We start from the raw sequence: 16,090 nt of genomic DNA on the forward strand, positions 1-16,090 counted from the left end.
TGACCACACTGGAGGGGTGCGACCGTCAGGCCGGACGGGTGACCTGGTCGACGGTGTTGCTGGTGTGCAGCAGGGAGCCGCCCGACTGGGCGTTCCACCACTTGAGCCGCGCGCGGTACGCCGTGTTCGGCGCCAGCCCGCCGCGGTCGCAGGTGACCGTCTCCGGGTTGCCGTAGACGCGCCGGCGCGGTCCCTCGGCGAAGTCCGCGCCGCTGACGCGCCACGAAGCGCACGACACCCAGCCGGTCTGCTGGGCGGGGTCGACCCGCGTCGTCCATTGGATGCTGGTGTTCCCCGGCGCCGCCGGGCCGGCCGAGGTGGTCAGCGTCGGAGTGCCGGCGAACAGACCGCCCGTCACCGCCTCGCGCCAGGCCTGGCTGCTGGCGGTGTCCCCGATCAGGTCGTACTCCGGCCACCCGGGCGCGTCGAAGTAGGTGACGAACCGGGCGTCCGCGGTGCCTCGCAGCCAGCTCGCGATCTCGCGCAGCATCGCCGGCCGGTTGGCGTGGTCGTCGACGCCGAGCTCCGCCACCGCGTACGGCTTGCCCTGCGACCGGGCCACCTCGAAGGCCGGCCGGCGCGCATTGTGGGCCGCCATCGTCTCCGACCGCGTGACGTCGAAGTTGTAGACGTCCCAGGCCATCACGTCGACGTACGCGGCGCCGGGGTAGTAGTCGCGCCAGTTCCGACCGCTGGCCGGGTCCAGCGTCCAGTCCATCAGGATCGTCGTGGCGAAGAGCCGGTCGTTGCCGGCCTGGTCCGCCAGGCCCGCGATGCGCTGCCAGGCGGCGCGATAGGCGGCCGCGGTGAACGCACCGTCGCGGATGTCGTCCTCCGGCTCGTGGTAGAAGCACCAGAAGACGTCCCGGTCCCGCGGCGCGCCGGCGAACCATGAGCGCAGGTAGTCGTCGGCGGCGCCGGTGAGAACGGCGTCCGCGTCGTACTTGAACGAGACCACCGTGGCCCGGTCGGGGGTGTTGAGTTTGGCGTCGGTCCAGGCGCCCGGCGCACCGGGATAGAAGACCCGGAGGATCGGCAACACGCCGTATCGGGCGTCGGCGGCGGTCAGCGCCTGGCCGAACGTCTGTCCGGCGACCTGGTGGACGGACGCGCCGAACAGGGTCGGCGTCGCAGCCAGGGCCGGGGCCGGCTGGTCGAGCAACACGGCGGCGGCTACGGCGAACAGGCTGACCAGGCTGGCTAGCCGGCGGCGGATCCGCTGGTCGGGCGGGTTGGTGAGGGTCCGGTTCACGACTGCCCCTTGTGGTCTGGCCGCGGGCGGCGGCTCGGCGCGTCAATCAGACCCGTCGATCCCGCACGTGATCCAGAATCTTGAACCGGACGTTCTTCTGGACGTTTCACGCGGACCCGGATTTGAATGAGGCCGGGAAGACATTGACGGGGAGGATCGCGTCGAGGTGGAGACCTTCGCTACGCTGCTGCGCCGGCACCGGCTGGAACGACAGCTCACTCAGGAGGAGCTCGCCGCGCTGGCGGGAGTCAGCTCACGGTCGATCGGTGAGCTGGAACGAGGACGCAGTCCACGGCCACGCAATCTCGAGCAGCTCGCGTCAGCGCTGCGGCTCGGCGAAGCCGAGGCGCAAGCCTTCGTGGCGGCGGGCCGTGAGCTTTTCTGGGCGAATCGGCCGGGCCAGCGGCGGTCGCCCGCGCCCGACGGCGGCCTGCCCGCGGTCGCGGCGCCGCGACAGCTCCCGGGAGACCTGCCCGACTTCGTGGGTCGAGACGCGGAGCTGGATGCGATGCTGCTCGCGCTGGGCGAGGATCGCGGCGCCGTGGTCGCGGTCTCCGGGCCGCCCGGCGTGGGCAAGACCGCGTTGGCTGTCCACGCCGCCCAACGGGTGGCCTCCCGGTTCGCGGGCGGCCAACTCTTCGCGCGACTGCGCGACACGACCGGTCAACCGGTCGACCCGGTCGATGTCGTCGGCAACATGCTGCATGCCCTCGGCACGGACGGCTCGGCGATGCCCGCCGGACTCGACGCGCGCTCCGCCCTGTTGCGAGCGCGGTTGGCCGAACGACCGGTGCTGCTGCTGCTCGACGACGCCGCGGGCCACCGGCAGGTCGAGCCCTTCATGCCGGTGAACGGCTCGGTTCTCGTCGTCACCAGTCGGCTGCCCCTGACCGGACTCGCCGGCGTCCGCAACCTCGACCTGCGTCCCCTGACCGCCGTCACCGCCGTCGAGCTGTTGCAGCGGATCGCCGGCACCGACCGCGTCCTGGCCGAGCCGGCCGCGGCCGCCGAGCTCGTCGACGCCTGCGGTGGCCTGCCCCTCGCGGTCCGCATCGCGGGAGCACGCCTGTCCGCGCGCCCGCACTGGACCGTGCGGAGCCTCGCCGACCGGTTGGCCGACGACCGACGCCGACTCGACGAGCTGCGCCACGGCGACCTCGCCGTGCGTCCGAGCCTCGACATGAGCTACGCCGACCTGACGCCGACCGCCGCCCGGGCGTTCAGGTTGTTGGGATCATTGCGCCTGCCGGCATGTCCCGCGTGGATGGTCACCGCGGTGCTCGGCGCCGACCAGGCGCTCGGTGTCTCCGCTCTCGATGATCTGCTGGACGCGCGGCTGCTGGACGACCTCGGGCCCGACCGGGCGGGACAGCGCCGCTACCGGTTCCACGAGGTCACCCGGCTCTACGCGCGGGAACGGTTCGAGGCCGACCCCGACGACGGGTCGCAGGCGGCGGTGGAGCGGGTGGCGTCCGGCCTACTGGCGCTCGCCCGCGTCGCGCAGGCACGACTGGACTGCGAACGGTTCCACATCGACGACGGACTGCTGCCCGCGACCCTGCCCGATGCGGTCGCGGCCGCGGTCGCGGCGGAGCAGCCGCTCGACTGGTTCGAGGCACAGCGCGAGACGTTGATGGCGGTCGTCCAGGACTGCGCCGACGCCGGCCTGGCCGCCCTGGCGCACGGGATCGTCGGCGCCAGCACCGACTTCTACGAGCTGCGCGGCTACTACACCGACTGGCAGCAGGCCACGACCGTCGCCCTGCGGTGCTGCCGCCGGACCGGCGACCGGGCGCGGGAGGCCGCGCTGCTGCGGGGGCTCGGCAGTGCTCAGGTGGAGCTCGGGCAGCCGGCCGAAGCACTGTCCACACTGGAGGCGGCCAGGGCGCTGGCCGAGGAGGTCGGCGACCGGGCCGGAGCGGCGATGGTGCGCAAGGACCGCGGCTTCATGCTGTCGCTGTCCGGACGCCTAGTCGAGGCGGAGACCGAGCTGCGCGCCGCCGATCGCGAGCTGAGCGCCGTCGACCGCCAACCCACCAGAGCCATGGCACTGTCCAGTCTCGGTTTCGTGCAGCGCCAGCGGGGCGAGACGGAAGCGGCGATCGCGACGATCCGCACCGCGCTGGCCATCGCCCGCTCGTGTGGCGACGCGTTCGTCGAGGCGTACGTCCTGCGTGGTCTCGCCGGCGCCCTGCTCGCCGCTGGGCGTTCCGCACAGGCGGCGGCCACGGCCAGGCAGGCCGCCGACCAGTTCGTGGTGATCGGCGATCCGATCGGAGCCGCACAGAGCTTCCGGGCCCTGGGCGAGTCACTCGCCGACGACCCCGGCAGCCATGCCGAGGCGATGGTGGCGCTCCGGGCCGCGGCCACGATCTTCCGCGAACGGGGCAACTACTGGGGCCTGGCGCTCACGGAGTTGACGCTCGGAGAAGTCAGCGTCCGCAACGGCGTCGAGACCGGAACCGACCACCTGCAGCGCTCGCTGCGCTACTGGACGGAGGAGAACGTGCCGGCCCTCCAGGCCCGCACGCTGGTGGCGCTGGGCTCGGCCGCCGAGCAGTCCGGCGACGCCGCCGCGCGGGACCTGCTGATGCGGGCGTACGAGCTCTACCAGCGCCTGCAGATGCCGGCCGCCGCACAGCTCGCCGTCAGGCTCGGAATTCAGGCCCGATGACTGTCAGGTGTTGGCCAGGTGCAGGCCCACGGTGGTGACCGCCAGCGCGGCGACGCCGAGCGGTGGAGCCAGCGCCAGGCCACGGACGTGGGCGGCGAGGTGGAGCAGGAGCGCGGCGGCCATCAGCAGCACCACGCCGGCCGCCGCGGCTATGCCCAGAGGCGGGAAGCACAGGCCGGCGATCAGCCCGACGGCCGCGATCGCCTCCGGGACGGCGACTCCCGACCACACCGCCGGCGGTACGCCCAGCCGGTCCCGCAGCGCCGCCGAGGTCGGGGCCGAGCGGGCCTTGCGGACCGCGGCCAGCAGCAGCACGGCAGCCAGCGCCACGGAGCAGATCGCGACCAGCGCGAACGTCATGACCGGCGGTTCGCCAGCTGTGGTGTCATCGCCTCAGGATGCCAGGACCGAGCTAGCCGAAGCGGCCGGTGATGTAGTCCTCGGTCTTCTTCTCGCCGGGGGTGTTGAAGATCCGGTGGGTGGTGTCGTACTCGATGAGGCGGCCCGGGTCGCCCGTCTTGTCGATCGAGAAGAAGGCCGTGCGGTCGCTGACGCGGGCCGCCTGCTGCATGTTGTGCGTGACGATGATGATCGTGTAGCGGTCCTTCAGCTTGAACATCAGGTCCTCGATCGCCAACGTCGAGATCGGGTCCAACGCCGAGCACGGCTCGTCCATCAGCACCACCTGCGGCTCGACCGCGATCGTCCGCGCGATGCACAGCCGCTGCTGCTGACCACCCGACAGGCCCGCACCCGGCTTGCCCAACCGGTCCTTGACCTCGTCCCACAAGTTCGCCGACCGCAACGCCTTCTCCGCCGCGTCCTGCAACACCGACTTACGCCGCACACCGTTGAGCTTCAACCCCGCCACCACGTTGTCGAAGATCGACATCGTCGGGAACGGGTTCGGCCGCTGGAACACCATGCCGATCATCCGGCGTACCGCCGTGACGTCGACGTCCTTGTCGTAGATGTTCTCGTCGTCGACCGTCACCTTGCCTTCGACCCGCGCGCCCGGGAGGACCTCGTGCAGCCGGTTGATCGAGCGCAGGAACGTCGACTTGCCACAACCCGACGGACCGATCAACGCGGTCACCGTCTTCGGCTCAACCCGCAGGTTGATGTTGTCGATCGCCTTGAACGAACCGTAGAAGGCGGTGACCCCGGTCGCCTCGACACGCTTGGCCATTTGTCAGTCCTCGTTGCTGATGTCAACGGCGGAGGCGGTTGCGCCCCGCGAGCAACTTGGCGGCGATGGTGAGGATGAGCACCAATGCCACCAGGGTGAGCGCCGCGGTCCAGGCGCGCGCCGGCGCGAATCGGGATGCGTCGCCCGCCTGCTGGAAGACGAATAACGAGAGCGACGTCTGGTTGTTTTCAAATGGGTTGATGTTGACGGCATCGCTGCCGCCTGCCACCAAAAGTACCGGTGCGGTCTCCCCCGCCGCGCGTGCGATCGACAACATGATGCCGGTGATGATTCCGGGAAGAGCCGTCGGGATCACAATCCTGATAATGGTCTTCCATTTGGGCACGCCGAGGGCGTAAGCGCCCTCCCGCAGCGGCGCCGGCACGAGACGGAGCATCTCCTCCGTCGACCGGACAATGGTCGGCAGCATGAGCACGCTCAGGGCCAGCGCGGCCGCGAATCCGGAAAAGGCCGGCTGGCCGTTGTTGAACCAGGGCGTCACGATCAGCACCCAGAACGAGAGCACGAACAGGCCGGCGACGATCGACGGGATGCCGGTCATCACGTCCACGAAGAACCGGATCATGAGGGTGAAGCGGCCGCGGCCATACTCGACGATGTACACGGCCGCCAGCACCCCCAGCGGGATGGTGATCGCCGCGGCGATGCCGACCTGCTCGATCGTGCCGATGATCGCGTGGACGGCGCCGCCGTCGGGGTCGCGGGCGCCGACGTTGTTCATCGACGTGGTGAAGAAGGTGAGGTCGAAGCGCTCGACCCCCTTCGAGATCAGCGTCCAGACCACCGAGACCAGCGGCAGCAGGGCGAGGACGAACGCCGAGTGGATCAACGCGCTCCAGGTGCGGTCGCGGGCGGCGCGGCGGCCCTCGTACCGGTTGACCGCGAAGAAGGACCCGATCAGGTAGAGGACCAGCCCCATGACGAGGACGAGTACCCAGTTGCCGAAGCCGGTGCCGTAGCAGATAGCCGCCGCCACCCCGAACGCGACGACGGCGACGCCGGCGAGGACGAGCAGCGGGGTGCGATGCCCGCGCAACCCGGGAACCTGGCCGGGCGCGGCCGGTGGCGTCTGGGTCGACACGTTCACGCCCTCTCCCCGCTTCGCGGCCGCGTGCCGCCGGCCAAGAGCCGCGCGGTCACGCCGCTGACTCCGTGAACTCGCGGCGGCGGTAGATGATGGCGCGGGCGGCGATGTTGACGACGAGGGTGATGGCGAACAGCACGAGGCCAGAGGCGATCAACGCTCCCCGGCCGATCTCGCCGGCCTCGCCGAACCCGTTCGCGATGTTCGCGGCGATCGAGTTGCCGCCGTTCTGGATGACGTTGACCGTGATCTCGTTGATGAAGCCGAGCGTCAGCGCGAGCGCGATGGTCTCGCCGAGCGCCCGGCCGAGGCCGAGCATCACCGACGCGATCACACCCGCGCGCCCGTACGGCAGGACCGCCGTCCGGATCATCTCCCACCGGGTGGCGCCGAGCGAGAGCGCGGCCTCCTCGTTGGCGGTGGGGGTCTGGCGGAACACCTCACGGGACAGCGCCGTGATGATCGGCAGCACCATGATGGCGAGGACCAGGCCGCCCAGCAGGAACGAGCGGCCGAACGGGCCGTCACCGCCGAAGAGCGGGATCCAGCTGAAATATTTGTTGAGCCAGACGGAGAAGCTGCGGACCGGCTCGATGAAGACCGTGAAGCCCCACAGCCCGAACACGACACTCGGCACCGCGGCCAGCAGGTCGATCAGGAAGCCGAACGTGGTGGCGACGCGCCGGTTGGCGTAGTGCGACAGGTAGAGCGCGATACCCAACGCGACCGGCACGGCCACCACGAGCGCGATGGCCGAGGTGACCAGGGTGCCCCAGGCGAGCGCGGCGATGCCGAACTCGGGTGGGGTCTGGTTGGGGAACCATTCGGTCTCGGTGATGAAGTTGGCGGTGTTGGCCTTCAGCGCTGGCACGGCCTCGGCGATCAGGAAGGCGGTGATCGCGACGATGATGACCAGCACCATCGTGCCCGCCGCGAGGGTGCCGGTGCGGAAGACGGACTCCGCACCGAAACCCTTGCGGCGAGGCAACATCGGCTCAGGAGATGTTGTTGACCGAGGTCTGGACCCGGGACTGGACGTTGCCCGGCAACGGCGCGTAGCCCAGGCCGTTCAGGATGCCCTGCCCCTCGGAGCTCGCCGTGTAGCCCAGGAAGCCCTTCAGCAGCGCGACCTTGTCGGACGGAGCGCCCTTGCTGCAGACGATCTCGTACGTGGCCAGCACGATCGGGTACGCGCCGTCCGTCTTGGTGGCGTAGTCGATGTCCAACGTCACGTCGTTGCCGCTGCCCGTGACCGCCGCACCCTCGATGGTCTTGCTGGCCGCCTCGGGCGTGAGCTCCTGGAACTGCCCCGCGCCGTTCTGGATCTTGGCGATGTTCAGCCCGGAGTTCTCCGCGAACGACAGCTCCATGTAGCCGATCGAGCCGTCGGTGCTCTTCACGGAGCTCGCCACGCCGTCGGAGCCCTTGGAGCCGGTGCCGCCCGGCGCCTTCCACGCCTTGCCCGCGCCGAACGTCCAGCTGCTGCCGGCCGTGGCCGCGAGGTAGCTCGTGAAGTTGTCGGTCGTCCCTGACTCGTCCGAGCGGTGGACGGTCTGGATCGTGGTCGACGGGAGCGACGCGTTCGGGTTGTCGGCCGTGATCGCGCCGTCGTCCCACTGCGTGATCTCGCCGGCGAAGATCTTGGCGAGCACGTCGGGCTTGAGCTGAAGGTCGTCGACCCCCGACACGTTGTACGCGACCGCGATCGGACCGATGACCATCGGCAGGTTGACCGCCGGGCCGCCGTTGCACCGCTGGTTCGCCTGCGACTGCTCGTCGGCGGACAGCGCCGTGTCGGAGCCCGCGAAGTCCGCGGTGCCGGCGATGAACGCCTGCACACCGGCACCCGAGCCGGACGGCTCGTAGTTGATCGTCGAGCCGTTGCACTGCTGCTGGTAGTTCTTGCGCCACTCGTCCATGGCGTTCTTCTGCGCGGACGAGCCCTGCGCGTTGAGGGTGCCCGTGGCGCAGTTGATCGCCTGGGCGACCCCCGCCCCGGCCACCGTCGCGTCGGAGTCCGCGTTGTCCGCGCCGCAGGCGCTGAGCGCGAGCGTCGCCGTCGCCGCGAGAGACGCGATCATGCCGTACCGCCGGAGTCTCACCTGACGATGTCCCTTCGCGTGTCCCGACCACCAAGCACGAGTTAAGTGCACCTAAGGGGGTTTTGGACACGTTTTCGGGGTAATAGGGGAATTTGGCTCAGCGGGTATCGCTGGTCGGCCCCCACGCGTGCCGGTTCTTCGTGGCCGCCTTCTTGCCGAGCCGGCCCTCGCGCACCATGACGGCTAGCGCGTCCAGGACCACCCGGGAGCTGAGCAGGGCGGTCTGCTCCGCCCAGTCGTACGGCGGCGCACACTCGACCACCTCGATGCCGGCGAGCCCCGGTGCGGCGACCGCCCGGACGAGGTTGAGCGCCTCCCGGGGCAACAGTCCGCCCGGCTCCGGCCAGCCCGTCCCGGGCACGAACCCGGCGTCGATCACGTCGATGTCGAAGGACAGGTAGACCGCCTTCGCGCCCTTCCACGCCGTCTCCAGCGCCACCTCGGCGACCTTCTCGACGCCGACCCGCTCGACGTCGCCGACGGTGATGACGGTGGTGCCCCGCTCCCTGCCGACCTTGACCCCGGCCCGCGGCGACTGCCAGCCGCCGATGCCCACCTGGACCAGGTTGGTCGCCGGCGCGTTCCCGATGTTCGTCGCGTGGAACCACGGCGTCGTGTGCATGCGCTCGTCCAGGTCGGTCTCCTGGGTGTCCACGTGCCGGTCGAAGTGGATGATGCCGATGTTCCCGTCGACGTGCGGCGCGATGCCCCGGATCGTCGGGTAGCCGATGGAGTGGTCACCGCCCAGGACGACGGGAAGCACGCCGCGCGCGTACACGTGGGAGATCGCCTGGCTGATCTGGTCGAAGCTCTTCTCCAGGTTGCCCGGGATCGTGAACACGTCGCCGACGTCGACCAGGTTGAGCTGCTCGCGCAGGTCCACGCCGAGCTCGTAGCAGTAGGTGCCGAACAGGTTCGTCGAGCGGCGGATGCCCTGCGGCCCGAAGCGCGCACCCGGCCGGTACGTGGCTCCGGAGTCCAGCGGTGCCCCGAAGACGGCCACCTCGGCGTCCGCGACGTCGTTGACGTCCTCCAGGTACGGCGCGTTGAGGAACGTGCCCCGCTCCCCAGCGAAATGCGGCAGCTCGCCGCGCGAGAACGTCGGGATGGTCCGGTCGACCAGCGTCGGCGAGCCCGGCAGCCCGAACGCCAGGCCGCGCTCGATCTCCTCGTCGTGGCGGAACAGCGACAGCCGCTCCTCGGCGAGCTGTGCCCACTGACCTTCGCTGTTCGCGAAGGCGTCGCTGTGCGAGTGCGTCATTCCGGGGACAATAGCCGCAAATCGCCACGTGAGCTTGGCGACGGGCACCTCCCGATCGCCGCGCGGAAGTGCGGGCCTCGGGTTATGCCTGGTCGTCGGGTCGGCCGGCACCACCGACACGGGGACGATCGACCCGCTGCGCCGGATCGCCGCGCTCGCCGCCCGCGAGGACCTGTGGTTCCACGTCGACGCCGCGTACGGCGGCTTCTTCCGGCTGACCGATCGGGGCCGCGCCCGGCTGACCGGCACGGAGCTCGCCGACTCGGTGACGCTGGACCCGCACAAGACGCTGTTCCTGCCCTTCGGCACGGGCGCGCTCGTCGTGCGCGACCCCGCCAAGCTAGCCGCGGCGCACGAGGGCACCGCCGACTACCTCCGCGCCGTGCCGCTCCTGGAGGTGCCGTGGCTGCCGGACCTGAGCACGGTCGCGTTCCGGGTCCGCGCGGCCGACGGCGACGCGGCGGCCCGGGAGGTGCTGTCGCGGGTCAACGCGAGCCAGCGGGTCTACCTGTCCAGCACGGTGGTCGGCGGCCGGCAGACGCTGCGGGTGACCGTCGTCGCGCACCGCAGCCACGCACCCCAGGTCGAGGAGGCCATCGCGCTGATCACGGCTGCGGCTGCCGCTGTCGGCCCGTGACCTTTCGGTCCAGGAAGTCGTGGGTCAGGCCCGCGACCTCGTCGCCGTCGGACTCCAGCACGAAGTGGCCGCCGTCCAGGAGGTGGATCTCCGCGTCGGCGACATCGTCCGCGAAGGCACGCGCGCCGTCGGGGCCGAAGATCGGGTCGTTGCGCCCCCAGACGGCGAGCACCGGCACCTGGGTGTCGCGCAGGTAGTCGTGCAGGCGCGGGTACATCGGCGAGTTGGTCGCGTAGTCCCGGAACAGGGCCAGCTGCACCTGGTCGTTGCCGGGCCGGCTGACCAGCGCGTAGTCGTGGTTCCACGTGTCCGGGCTGACCAGGCTCGGGTCGGGCGTGCCGGTGACGTACTGCCACCTGATCATGTCGAGGCTCAGCACCTGACGGATCGCGGCCTCGGTTTCCGGCGTCTGCTCGTGCTGGTAGTCCCAGACGGTCTTCCAGAAACCCTCGACGAAGCCCGAGTCGTACGCGTTGCCGTTCTGCGTGACGATCGCGGTGACGGCGTCGGGGTTCCTCAACGCGAGCCGCCAGCCGATCGGCGCGCCGTAGTCGTGCACGTAGACGGCATAGCGCTCGATGCCCAACTGGTCCAACAGCTCTGTCGTGTACACGGTCAGGTTGTCGAACGTGTAGTCGAACTCGCTTACGCCCGGCGCGTCGGAGAACCCGAACCCGATGTGGTCCGGCGCGACGACGTGGTAGCGGTCGGCGAGCGCCGGGATCAGGTCGCGGAACATGTACGAGCTGGCCGGGAAGCCGTGCAGCAGCACGATCGCCGGCGCGTCGGTCGGTCCCGCCTCCCGGTAGAAAAGCTGTCGACCATGGACGGTGGCGTAGCGGTGGTGCGTGGTGTTCATGACTGTCCCCTCCTTCAGACCAGGGTCTCGCCGCCGTCTACGTGCAGGCTCACTCCGGTCAGGAACGTGTTCGTCAGGGCGAAGACGACGGCGTCGGCGACGTCGTCGGAGGTGCCGACGCGGTGGGCCGGCACGTGGGTGCGGCGCTGCTCGTAGAGCTCCGCCTTCTTCTGGTCGCCGAGCGCGTCGTACGCGCCGGTGTCGATGGTGCCCGGCGAGATGGAGTTGACCCGGATCGGCGCCAGCTCCACCGACAGCGACCGGGCCACGGCGTCGACGGCGCCGTTGGTCGCGGCGACGGCGAGCATTCCGACGGTCGGCTTGTCCGCGGTGGCGCCGGAGAACAGCACGAACGACCCGTCCCGCGGCATCCGTGGAGCGAAATGCTTCGCGAGCAGGATCGGGCCGACCACCTTGGTGTTGAGCGAGGCGATGACGACGTCCGGCTTCAGCGCGTCGACCGTGCCGCGCGCCCGGGCCGAGGCGGTGGAGACGACGTGGTCGACGTGGCCGAGTCGCTCGGCCAACGCCTCCACACTGGACTCGTCGGTCAGGTCGACGCTCTCGGCTGTGATGCCGGGATCGTCGTAGGCCTGGTCGAGGGCGGCGGCGTCCCGGCTCGCGACGATCACGTCGGCGCCGGCGGCGCGGGCCGCGAGCGTGGTGGCCCGGGCGATGCCGCTGCCGCGGCCGACGACCAGGACGGTGCGGTCTCGTAGGGTGCTCATGATGCTCCTCCTGTCAGGTGGTGGCGAAGACCTCGTCGAAGTCCCGGTCGATGCCGTGCGCGACGACGGCCTGCCCGGGTTCGAGCGCTAGCCGCCGCCCGTCGAGGTCGACGTCGATCTTGTCGGGCTCGAACGAGACGAAGGTGGAGATGAGGTGAACCTCGGGCCACGCCTCCTCGTAGGACCAGGCGGCCCGGGCGCGGTCACCGATGTCGTAGTAGCTGGCGAGGCCCTTGTACGGGCAGAACGTCTGGCGCTCCACAGACGCCAGCGCGCCGGTGTCGACGTCGGCGCGCGGCACGTACCAGCGCGGTGCGAAGCCGGACTCGTAGAGGACGCGTGGCCGCACCGTGTCGGCGACGATCCGGTCGCCGTCGCGGACCACGAGGTGGCGTGAGGTCCGGCGGATGTCGATGCGGTGGTAGATGTCGGCGGCGTGCCCGAAGATCCGCTCGTGGTGTGGTCGCTCGCGCGCAGCACGCCGGGCGCGATCGCCCGCTCCGGGAAGTACGCGACCGGGTAGCGGCCCGGCTCGTGCAGCAGGACGACGTCCTCGCTGTCGGCGATCCAGTCGCCGCCGAACCGCACCCGCAGGCGGCGGCGCAGCGGCTCCGCGTACAACAGGCGTTCTGGCAGTGGGTCGGGCACCAGGAAGCGGCCGACGGAGTGCGCGGCCAGCGGGCCTTGCTGCCAGGAGAGTCCCATGGTCGGTGCCTTTCGCTCGTCAGGTGAGTGGCTCGCCGCCGTCGATGTGCAGCGTCGTGCCGGTGAGGAAGGGGCTGGTCATCGCGAACAGCACGCCGTCGGCGATGTCGCCCGTGGTGCCGACGCTCCGGGTGGGGTTGCGGCGCCGGATGGTGTCGATGTAGCCCTGTTTCTCCCGCGCGCCCAGGTCGTCCCAGGCACCGCTGTCGACGACGCCGGGCGAGACCGCGTTGACCCGGATGGGGGCGAGCTCCAGCGCGAGGGAGCGGGCCAGGATGTCGGCGGCGCCGTTCGTGATCGCGACGGCCAGCGTGCCGACGGCGATCTTGGAGGCGGCGACGCCGGAGAACAGTGTGATCGAGCCGCCATCGCCGATCCGGTGCGCGAGGTGCTTGGCCAGCATCAGCGGGCCGATCACCTTGGTGTCGAACGAGCGCCGCACCGCGTCCCGGTCGAGTTCCGCCAGATGGCCGCGGGCGCGCGCCGAGGCGGTCGAGACCACGTGGTCGACGGCGCCGAGGCGCTCGCCGAGCGCGGCGATCGAAGCCTCGTCGGTGAGGTCGACGGTGTCGGTGGTGATGTCGGGCTCCCCCGCGTACGCGTCGGCGAGCCCGCGCCCGTCCCGCCCGGCGGCGACCACCCGGGCGCCCGCGTCCCGGGCGACGACCGCGACCGCGCACGCGATCCCGCTGCCGCGCCCGACGACGAGCACGCTCTGGTCCTTCAGCAGCCCAGGCATGGGGTTCCTTCCTGGTCGGGTGGCTGATGCGAACAGCCTGCTCGCCGGCGTTCGCGCGGCGCATCCGCCACTGGCCAGCGGACCCCGCTAGCGTGGGGTTGTGCGCGGGTCCGCCGGACTCACCGGCCGTCGCACCGAATGCGCGGTGCTCGACGACCTGGTCAAGGCCGTCCGCGGAGGCGCGAGCCAGGTGCTGGTGTTGCACGGTGAGGCCGGTGTGGGCAAGACGGCGCTCCTGGACCACGCGGCCACGCGGGTCGGTCCGTGCCGGGTCGTCCGCGCCTCCGGCGTCGAGTCGGAGATGGAGCTGCCGTACGCGGGCGTGCACCAGCTCTGCGGTCCGCTCCTGGACGTGCTCGACCGCCTGCCGGCACCGCAGCGCGAGGCCCTGGGCACGACGTTCGGCATCAGCGCGGGGCCGCCGCCCGAGCGGTTCCTCGTGGGCCTGGCCGTGCTGAGCCTGCTCTCCACGGTGGCGGCGGACCGGCCGCTGGTCTGCCTCGTCGACGACCTGGAGTACCTCGACCGCGAGTCGGCGCAGGTGCTCGCCTTCGTGGCCCGCCGCCTCGAGGTGGAGTCGGTCGGCCTGGTCCTCGCGGCTCGTTCCGTGCCCCCGTCCCTGGCCGGGCTGCCGTCTCTCGCGGTCGGCGCGCTGCCGGACGCCGAGGCCCGTGCCCTGCTGGACTCGGCGTTGGCGGGTCCGATCGACATCCGGGTACGCGACCAGATCGTCGCCGAGGCGCACGGCAACCCGCTGGCGCTGCTGGAACTGCCGCGCGGGATCGGCCCGGCCGACCTGGCGGGCGGGTTCGGGCTGCCGGCGGCGCTGACCGGCGGGATCGAGTCGCAGTTCCAGCGCCGCGTGGACGAGCTGCCTGCTCCGACGCGGCGACTGTTGCTGCTGATGGCGGCGGACCCGTCAGGAGACGCGGCACTGGTCGCCCGGGCCGCGCAGCGCTGGGGTGTCGACCGTTCGGCTTCCGGACCGGGCCTGGACGGCGGACTGGTCGACGACGACGGCCGGTTCCGGCATCCGCTGGCGCGGTCCGCGGTCTACCTGGCCGCACCGGCCGACGAACGGCGGGCGGCACACGAGGCGCTGGCCGCCGCCACGGACGTCCGCACCGACCCGGACCGCCGGGCATGGCACCGGGCCGAGGCCGCCGCCACCGAGGACGAGGAGGTGGCGGTCGAGCTGGAGCGCTCGGCCGGGCGCGCCCAGGCGCGCGGTGGCCCGGCGGCCGCGGCCGCGTTCCTGCGGCGGGCGGCCGCGCTGAGCCCTGCCCCGGCGAAGCGTGGCGTGCGAGCGTTGGCGGCGGCGCAGGCGGAGGTGCGGGCCGGCGGGTTCGAGGCGGCGCGGTCCCTGTTGGCCACGGTGGCTGACGCGCCGCTGACCGACCAGCAGCGGGCGCAGGCGGACCTGACCCGGGCCGAGCTCGCCTTCGTGACCGACCGGGGCCACGACGCGGCGCCGTTGCTCGTGCAGGCCGCGCAGCGCCTCGAACAGGTCGACGCGGCGCTGTCCCGGGCCACCTATCTGGAGGCGCTGTCGGCGTCGATCTTCGCCGGCCGGTTCGCGGGTCCGTCCGCCGACGTGCGGTCGGTGGCCCGCCTGGCGCGGGCCGCACCGCCGGCTCCGGCACCGTGGGCGGCGGACCTGCTCCTGGACGGGACGGTGCTGTCCTACGACCTGGGCTACGCGGCCGGGCTGCCGGTGCTGCGGGAAGCGCTGGCCGGCCTGCGGTCCGCCGACGACTTGAACCTGTTGTGGATGGCGGTGACGACGACCCTGCGGGTGTGGGACGACGACGGCTGGGACGCCCTCTCCGATCGCTATCTGCGGTTGGCTCGCTCGTCCGGTGCGCTCGGACACCTGCCGCTGGCTCTCACCGCTCGCGCCTACCTGCACCTCTTCAGCGGCAACCTGGCCGCGGCGGCGTCGCTGACCGACGAGATGACCGCGATCATGGAGGCGACGGGCAGCAGCCAGGCGCCGTACGGCGAGCTGGGCCTGGCCGCCTTCCGCGGCGACGCGGTCGCCGGCCCAGCGCTGGTGGAGGCCACTAAGGCGGACGTCGCGCGGCGGGGCGAGGGCGTGGGACTGACGTTCGCCGAATGGGCGTACGCGTTGCTGCACAACGGCCTGGGCAACTACGGGAGGCGCTGGCGGCCGCGTCCCGGGCGACGGCGTACCCGCAGGATCCGGGCTCGTTGATCTGGGCTGCGCCGGAGCTCGTCGAGTCCGCGGTCCGCACGGGCCAGCCGGCAGCGGCCCACGACGTCTTCGCGCTGCTGTCCGACATGCGGGTCGCCTGCGGCACGGACTGGGCACTGGGCATCCAGGCACGCTCGCAGGCGCTGCTGAGCTCGGACGAGGCTTTCTACGTGTCGGCCCTCGACCACCTGGGCCGCACCCGGATGCGGGTGGACCTGGCCCGCGCGCACCTCCTCTACGGCGAGTGGCTGCGACGCCGGCGCCGGCGCACGGACGCGCGTCTCCAACTGCGGACGGCGTACGACCTGTTCACCGACATCGGCGCGACGGCGTTCGCGGCGCGGGCGGGACGCGAGCTGAGCGCTGCGGGCGGCAGGACACACCCGCGCGCACCGACCCGCGACCACAACCTGACCACACAGGAGGCGCAGATCGCCCGCATGGCCAGCGAGGGCCTCTCGAACCCGGAAATCGCGACGCGGCTGTTCATCAGCGCGCGCACGGTCCAGTACCACCTGCGCAAGGTCTTCACAAAGCTCGGAATCAGCTCACGCACCCAACTCCCCAGGGTCCTCGAAGGACGTCACGCGACGGCTCCACGACAGCCCTGAGCGCGCCGGCAGG

The 16,090-nt window shown here is 71.5% G+C and carries 15 protein-coding genes and 1 pseudogene; 4 read left to right on the plus strand and 12 right to left on the minus strand.

Annotation, left to right across the window (positions count from 1 at the left end; genetic code table 11):
* Window positions 1-25: 25 nt before the first annotated feature.
* Entirely contained in the window at window positions 26-1,252 is a 1,227-nt protein-coding gene (locus tag AB0J88_RS33260; protein ID WP_364356830.1) for a hypothetical protein, read from the minus strand.
* Window positions 1,253-1,418: 166 nt separating this feature from the next.
* On the opposite strand from AB0J88_RS33260, the gene AB0J88_RS33265 reads away from it, so the two are divergent.
* Window positions 1,419-3,926 (plus strand): helix-turn-helix domain-containing protein, encoded by a 2,508-nt coding sequence (locus tag AB0J88_RS33265; protein ID WP_364356827.1) that lies wholly within the window; start codon window positions 1,419-1,421, stop codon window positions 3,924-3,926.
* 3 nt (window positions 3,927-3,929) lie between these two features.
* Here AB0J88_RS33265 and AB0J88_RS33270 read toward each other — a convergent pair whose 3' ends face one another.
* The 6 genes from AB0J88_RS33270 to AB0J88_RS33295 form a co-directional block, all read right to left on the minus strand.
* Complete coding sequence (locus tag AB0J88_RS33270; RefSeq protein WP_364356824.1) at window positions 3,930-4,286, minus strand: DoxX family protein; 357 nt, start codon at window positions 4,284-4,286, stop codon at window positions 3,930-3,932.
* A 52-nt stretch (window positions 4,287-4,338) separates the two neighbouring features.
* A complete protein-coding gene (pstB, locus tag AB0J88_RS33275; RefSeq protein ID WP_364356821.1) occupies window positions 4,339-5,115 on the minus strand; it encodes a phosphate ABC transporter ATP-binding protein PstB in 777 nt (258 codons plus the stop codon).
* A gap of 22 nt (window positions 5,116-5,137) precedes the next feature.
* Complete coding sequence (gene pstA / locus AB0J88_RS33280; RefSeq protein WP_364357406.1) at window positions 5,138-6,172, minus strand: phosphate ABC transporter permease PstA; 1,035 nt, start codon at window positions 6,170-6,172, stop codon at window positions 5,138-5,140.
* Window positions 6,173-6,272: 100 nt separating this feature from the next.
* The gene (pstC, locus tag AB0J88_RS33285; RefSeq protein ID WP_364356818.1) at window positions 6,273-7,211 is read right to left on the minus strand and encodes a phosphate ABC transporter permease subunit PstC; all 939 of its coding nucleotides are present in this window, start codon (window positions 7,209-7,211) and stop codon (window positions 6,273-6,275) included.
* Between the two features lie 4 nt (window positions 7,212-7,215).
* Window positions 7,216-8,322 carry a phosphate ABC transporter substrate-binding protein PstS gene (gene pstS, locus AB0J88_RS33290; protein ID WP_364356815.1) on the minus strand — a complete coding sequence of 369 codons (1,107 nt, stop codon included), beginning with the start codon at window positions 8,320-8,322 and terminating at the stop codon, window positions 7,216-7,218.
* A gap of 97 nt (window positions 8,323-8,419) precedes the next feature.
* A complete protein-coding gene (locus AB0J88_RS33295; protein WP_364356812.1) occupies window positions 8,420-9,583 on the minus strand; it encodes an agmatinase family protein in 1,164 nt (387 codons plus the stop codon).
* A 28-nt stretch (window positions 9,584-9,611) separates the two neighbouring features.
* On the opposite strand from AB0J88_RS33295, the gene AB0J88_RS33300 reads away from it, so the two are divergent.
* Window positions 9,612-10,220, plus strand: a complete 609-nt coding sequence (locus AB0J88_RS33300; RefSeq protein ID WP_364356809.1) for a pyridoxal-dependent decarboxylase — start codon at window positions 9,612-9,614, stop codon at window positions 10,218-10,220.
* Here AB0J88_RS33300 and AB0J88_RS33305 read toward each other — a convergent pair.
* From AB0J88_RS33305 to AB0J88_RS33325, 5 genes and pseudogenes are all read right to left on the minus strand, one after another.
* Window positions 10,189-11,079, minus strand: coding sequence for an alpha/beta hydrolase (locus AB0J88_RS33305; RefSeq protein WP_364356806.1), 891 nt, complete (start codon window positions 11,077-11,079; stop codon window positions 10,189-10,191). The genes AB0J88_RS33300 and AB0J88_RS33305 overlap by 32 nt on opposite strands.
* 14 nt (window positions 11,080-11,093) lie before the next feature.
* A complete protein-coding gene (locus tag AB0J88_RS33310; protein ID WP_364356803.1) occupies window positions 11,094-11,807 on the minus strand; it encodes an SDR family oxidoreductase in 714 nt (237 codons plus the stop codon).
* A 13-nt stretch (window positions 11,808-11,820) separates the two neighbouring features.
* Entirely contained in the window at window positions 11,821-12,192 is a 372-nt protein-coding gene (locus AB0J88_RS33315; protein WP_364356800.1) for a DUF427 domain-containing protein, read from the minus strand.
* A 128-nt stretch (window positions 12,193-12,320) separates the two neighbouring features.
* A pseudogene (locus tag AB0J88_RS33320) lies at window positions 12,321-12,512 on the minus strand (hypothetical protein); the annotation flags it as partial.
* A 19-nt stretch (window positions 12,513-12,531) separates the two neighbouring features.
* Window positions 12,532-13,251, minus strand: a complete 720-nt coding sequence (locus AB0J88_RS33325) for an SDR family oxidoreductase (RefSeq protein ID WP_364356797.1) — start codon at window positions 13,249-13,251, stop codon at window positions 12,532-12,534.
* Between the two features lie 100 nt (window positions 13,252-13,351).
* On the opposite strand from AB0J88_RS33325, the gene AB0J88_RS33330 reads away from it, so the two are divergent.
* Both AB0J88_RS33330 and AB0J88_RS33335 read left to right on the plus strand, forming a co-directional pair.
* A complete protein-coding gene (locus tag AB0J88_RS33330; protein WP_364356794.1) occupies window positions 13,352-15,466 on the plus strand; it encodes an AAA family ATPase in 2,115 nt (704 codons plus the stop codon).
* Window positions 15,463-16,077 (plus strand): helix-turn-helix transcriptional regulator, encoded by a 615-nt coding sequence (locus AB0J88_RS33335; protein WP_364356791.1) that lies wholly within the window; start codon window positions 15,463-15,465, stop codon window positions 16,075-16,077. Before AB0J88_RS33330 ends, AB0J88_RS33335 begins: the two co-directional genes overlap by 4 nt.
* Window positions 16,078-16,090: the final 13 nt, after the last annotated feature.

Origin of the sequence: Asanoa sp. NPDC049475 (genome assembly GCF_040676915.1) — a bacterium.
GTDB lineage: Bacteria > Actinomycetota > Actinomycetes > Mycobacteriales > Micromonosporaceae > Asanoa.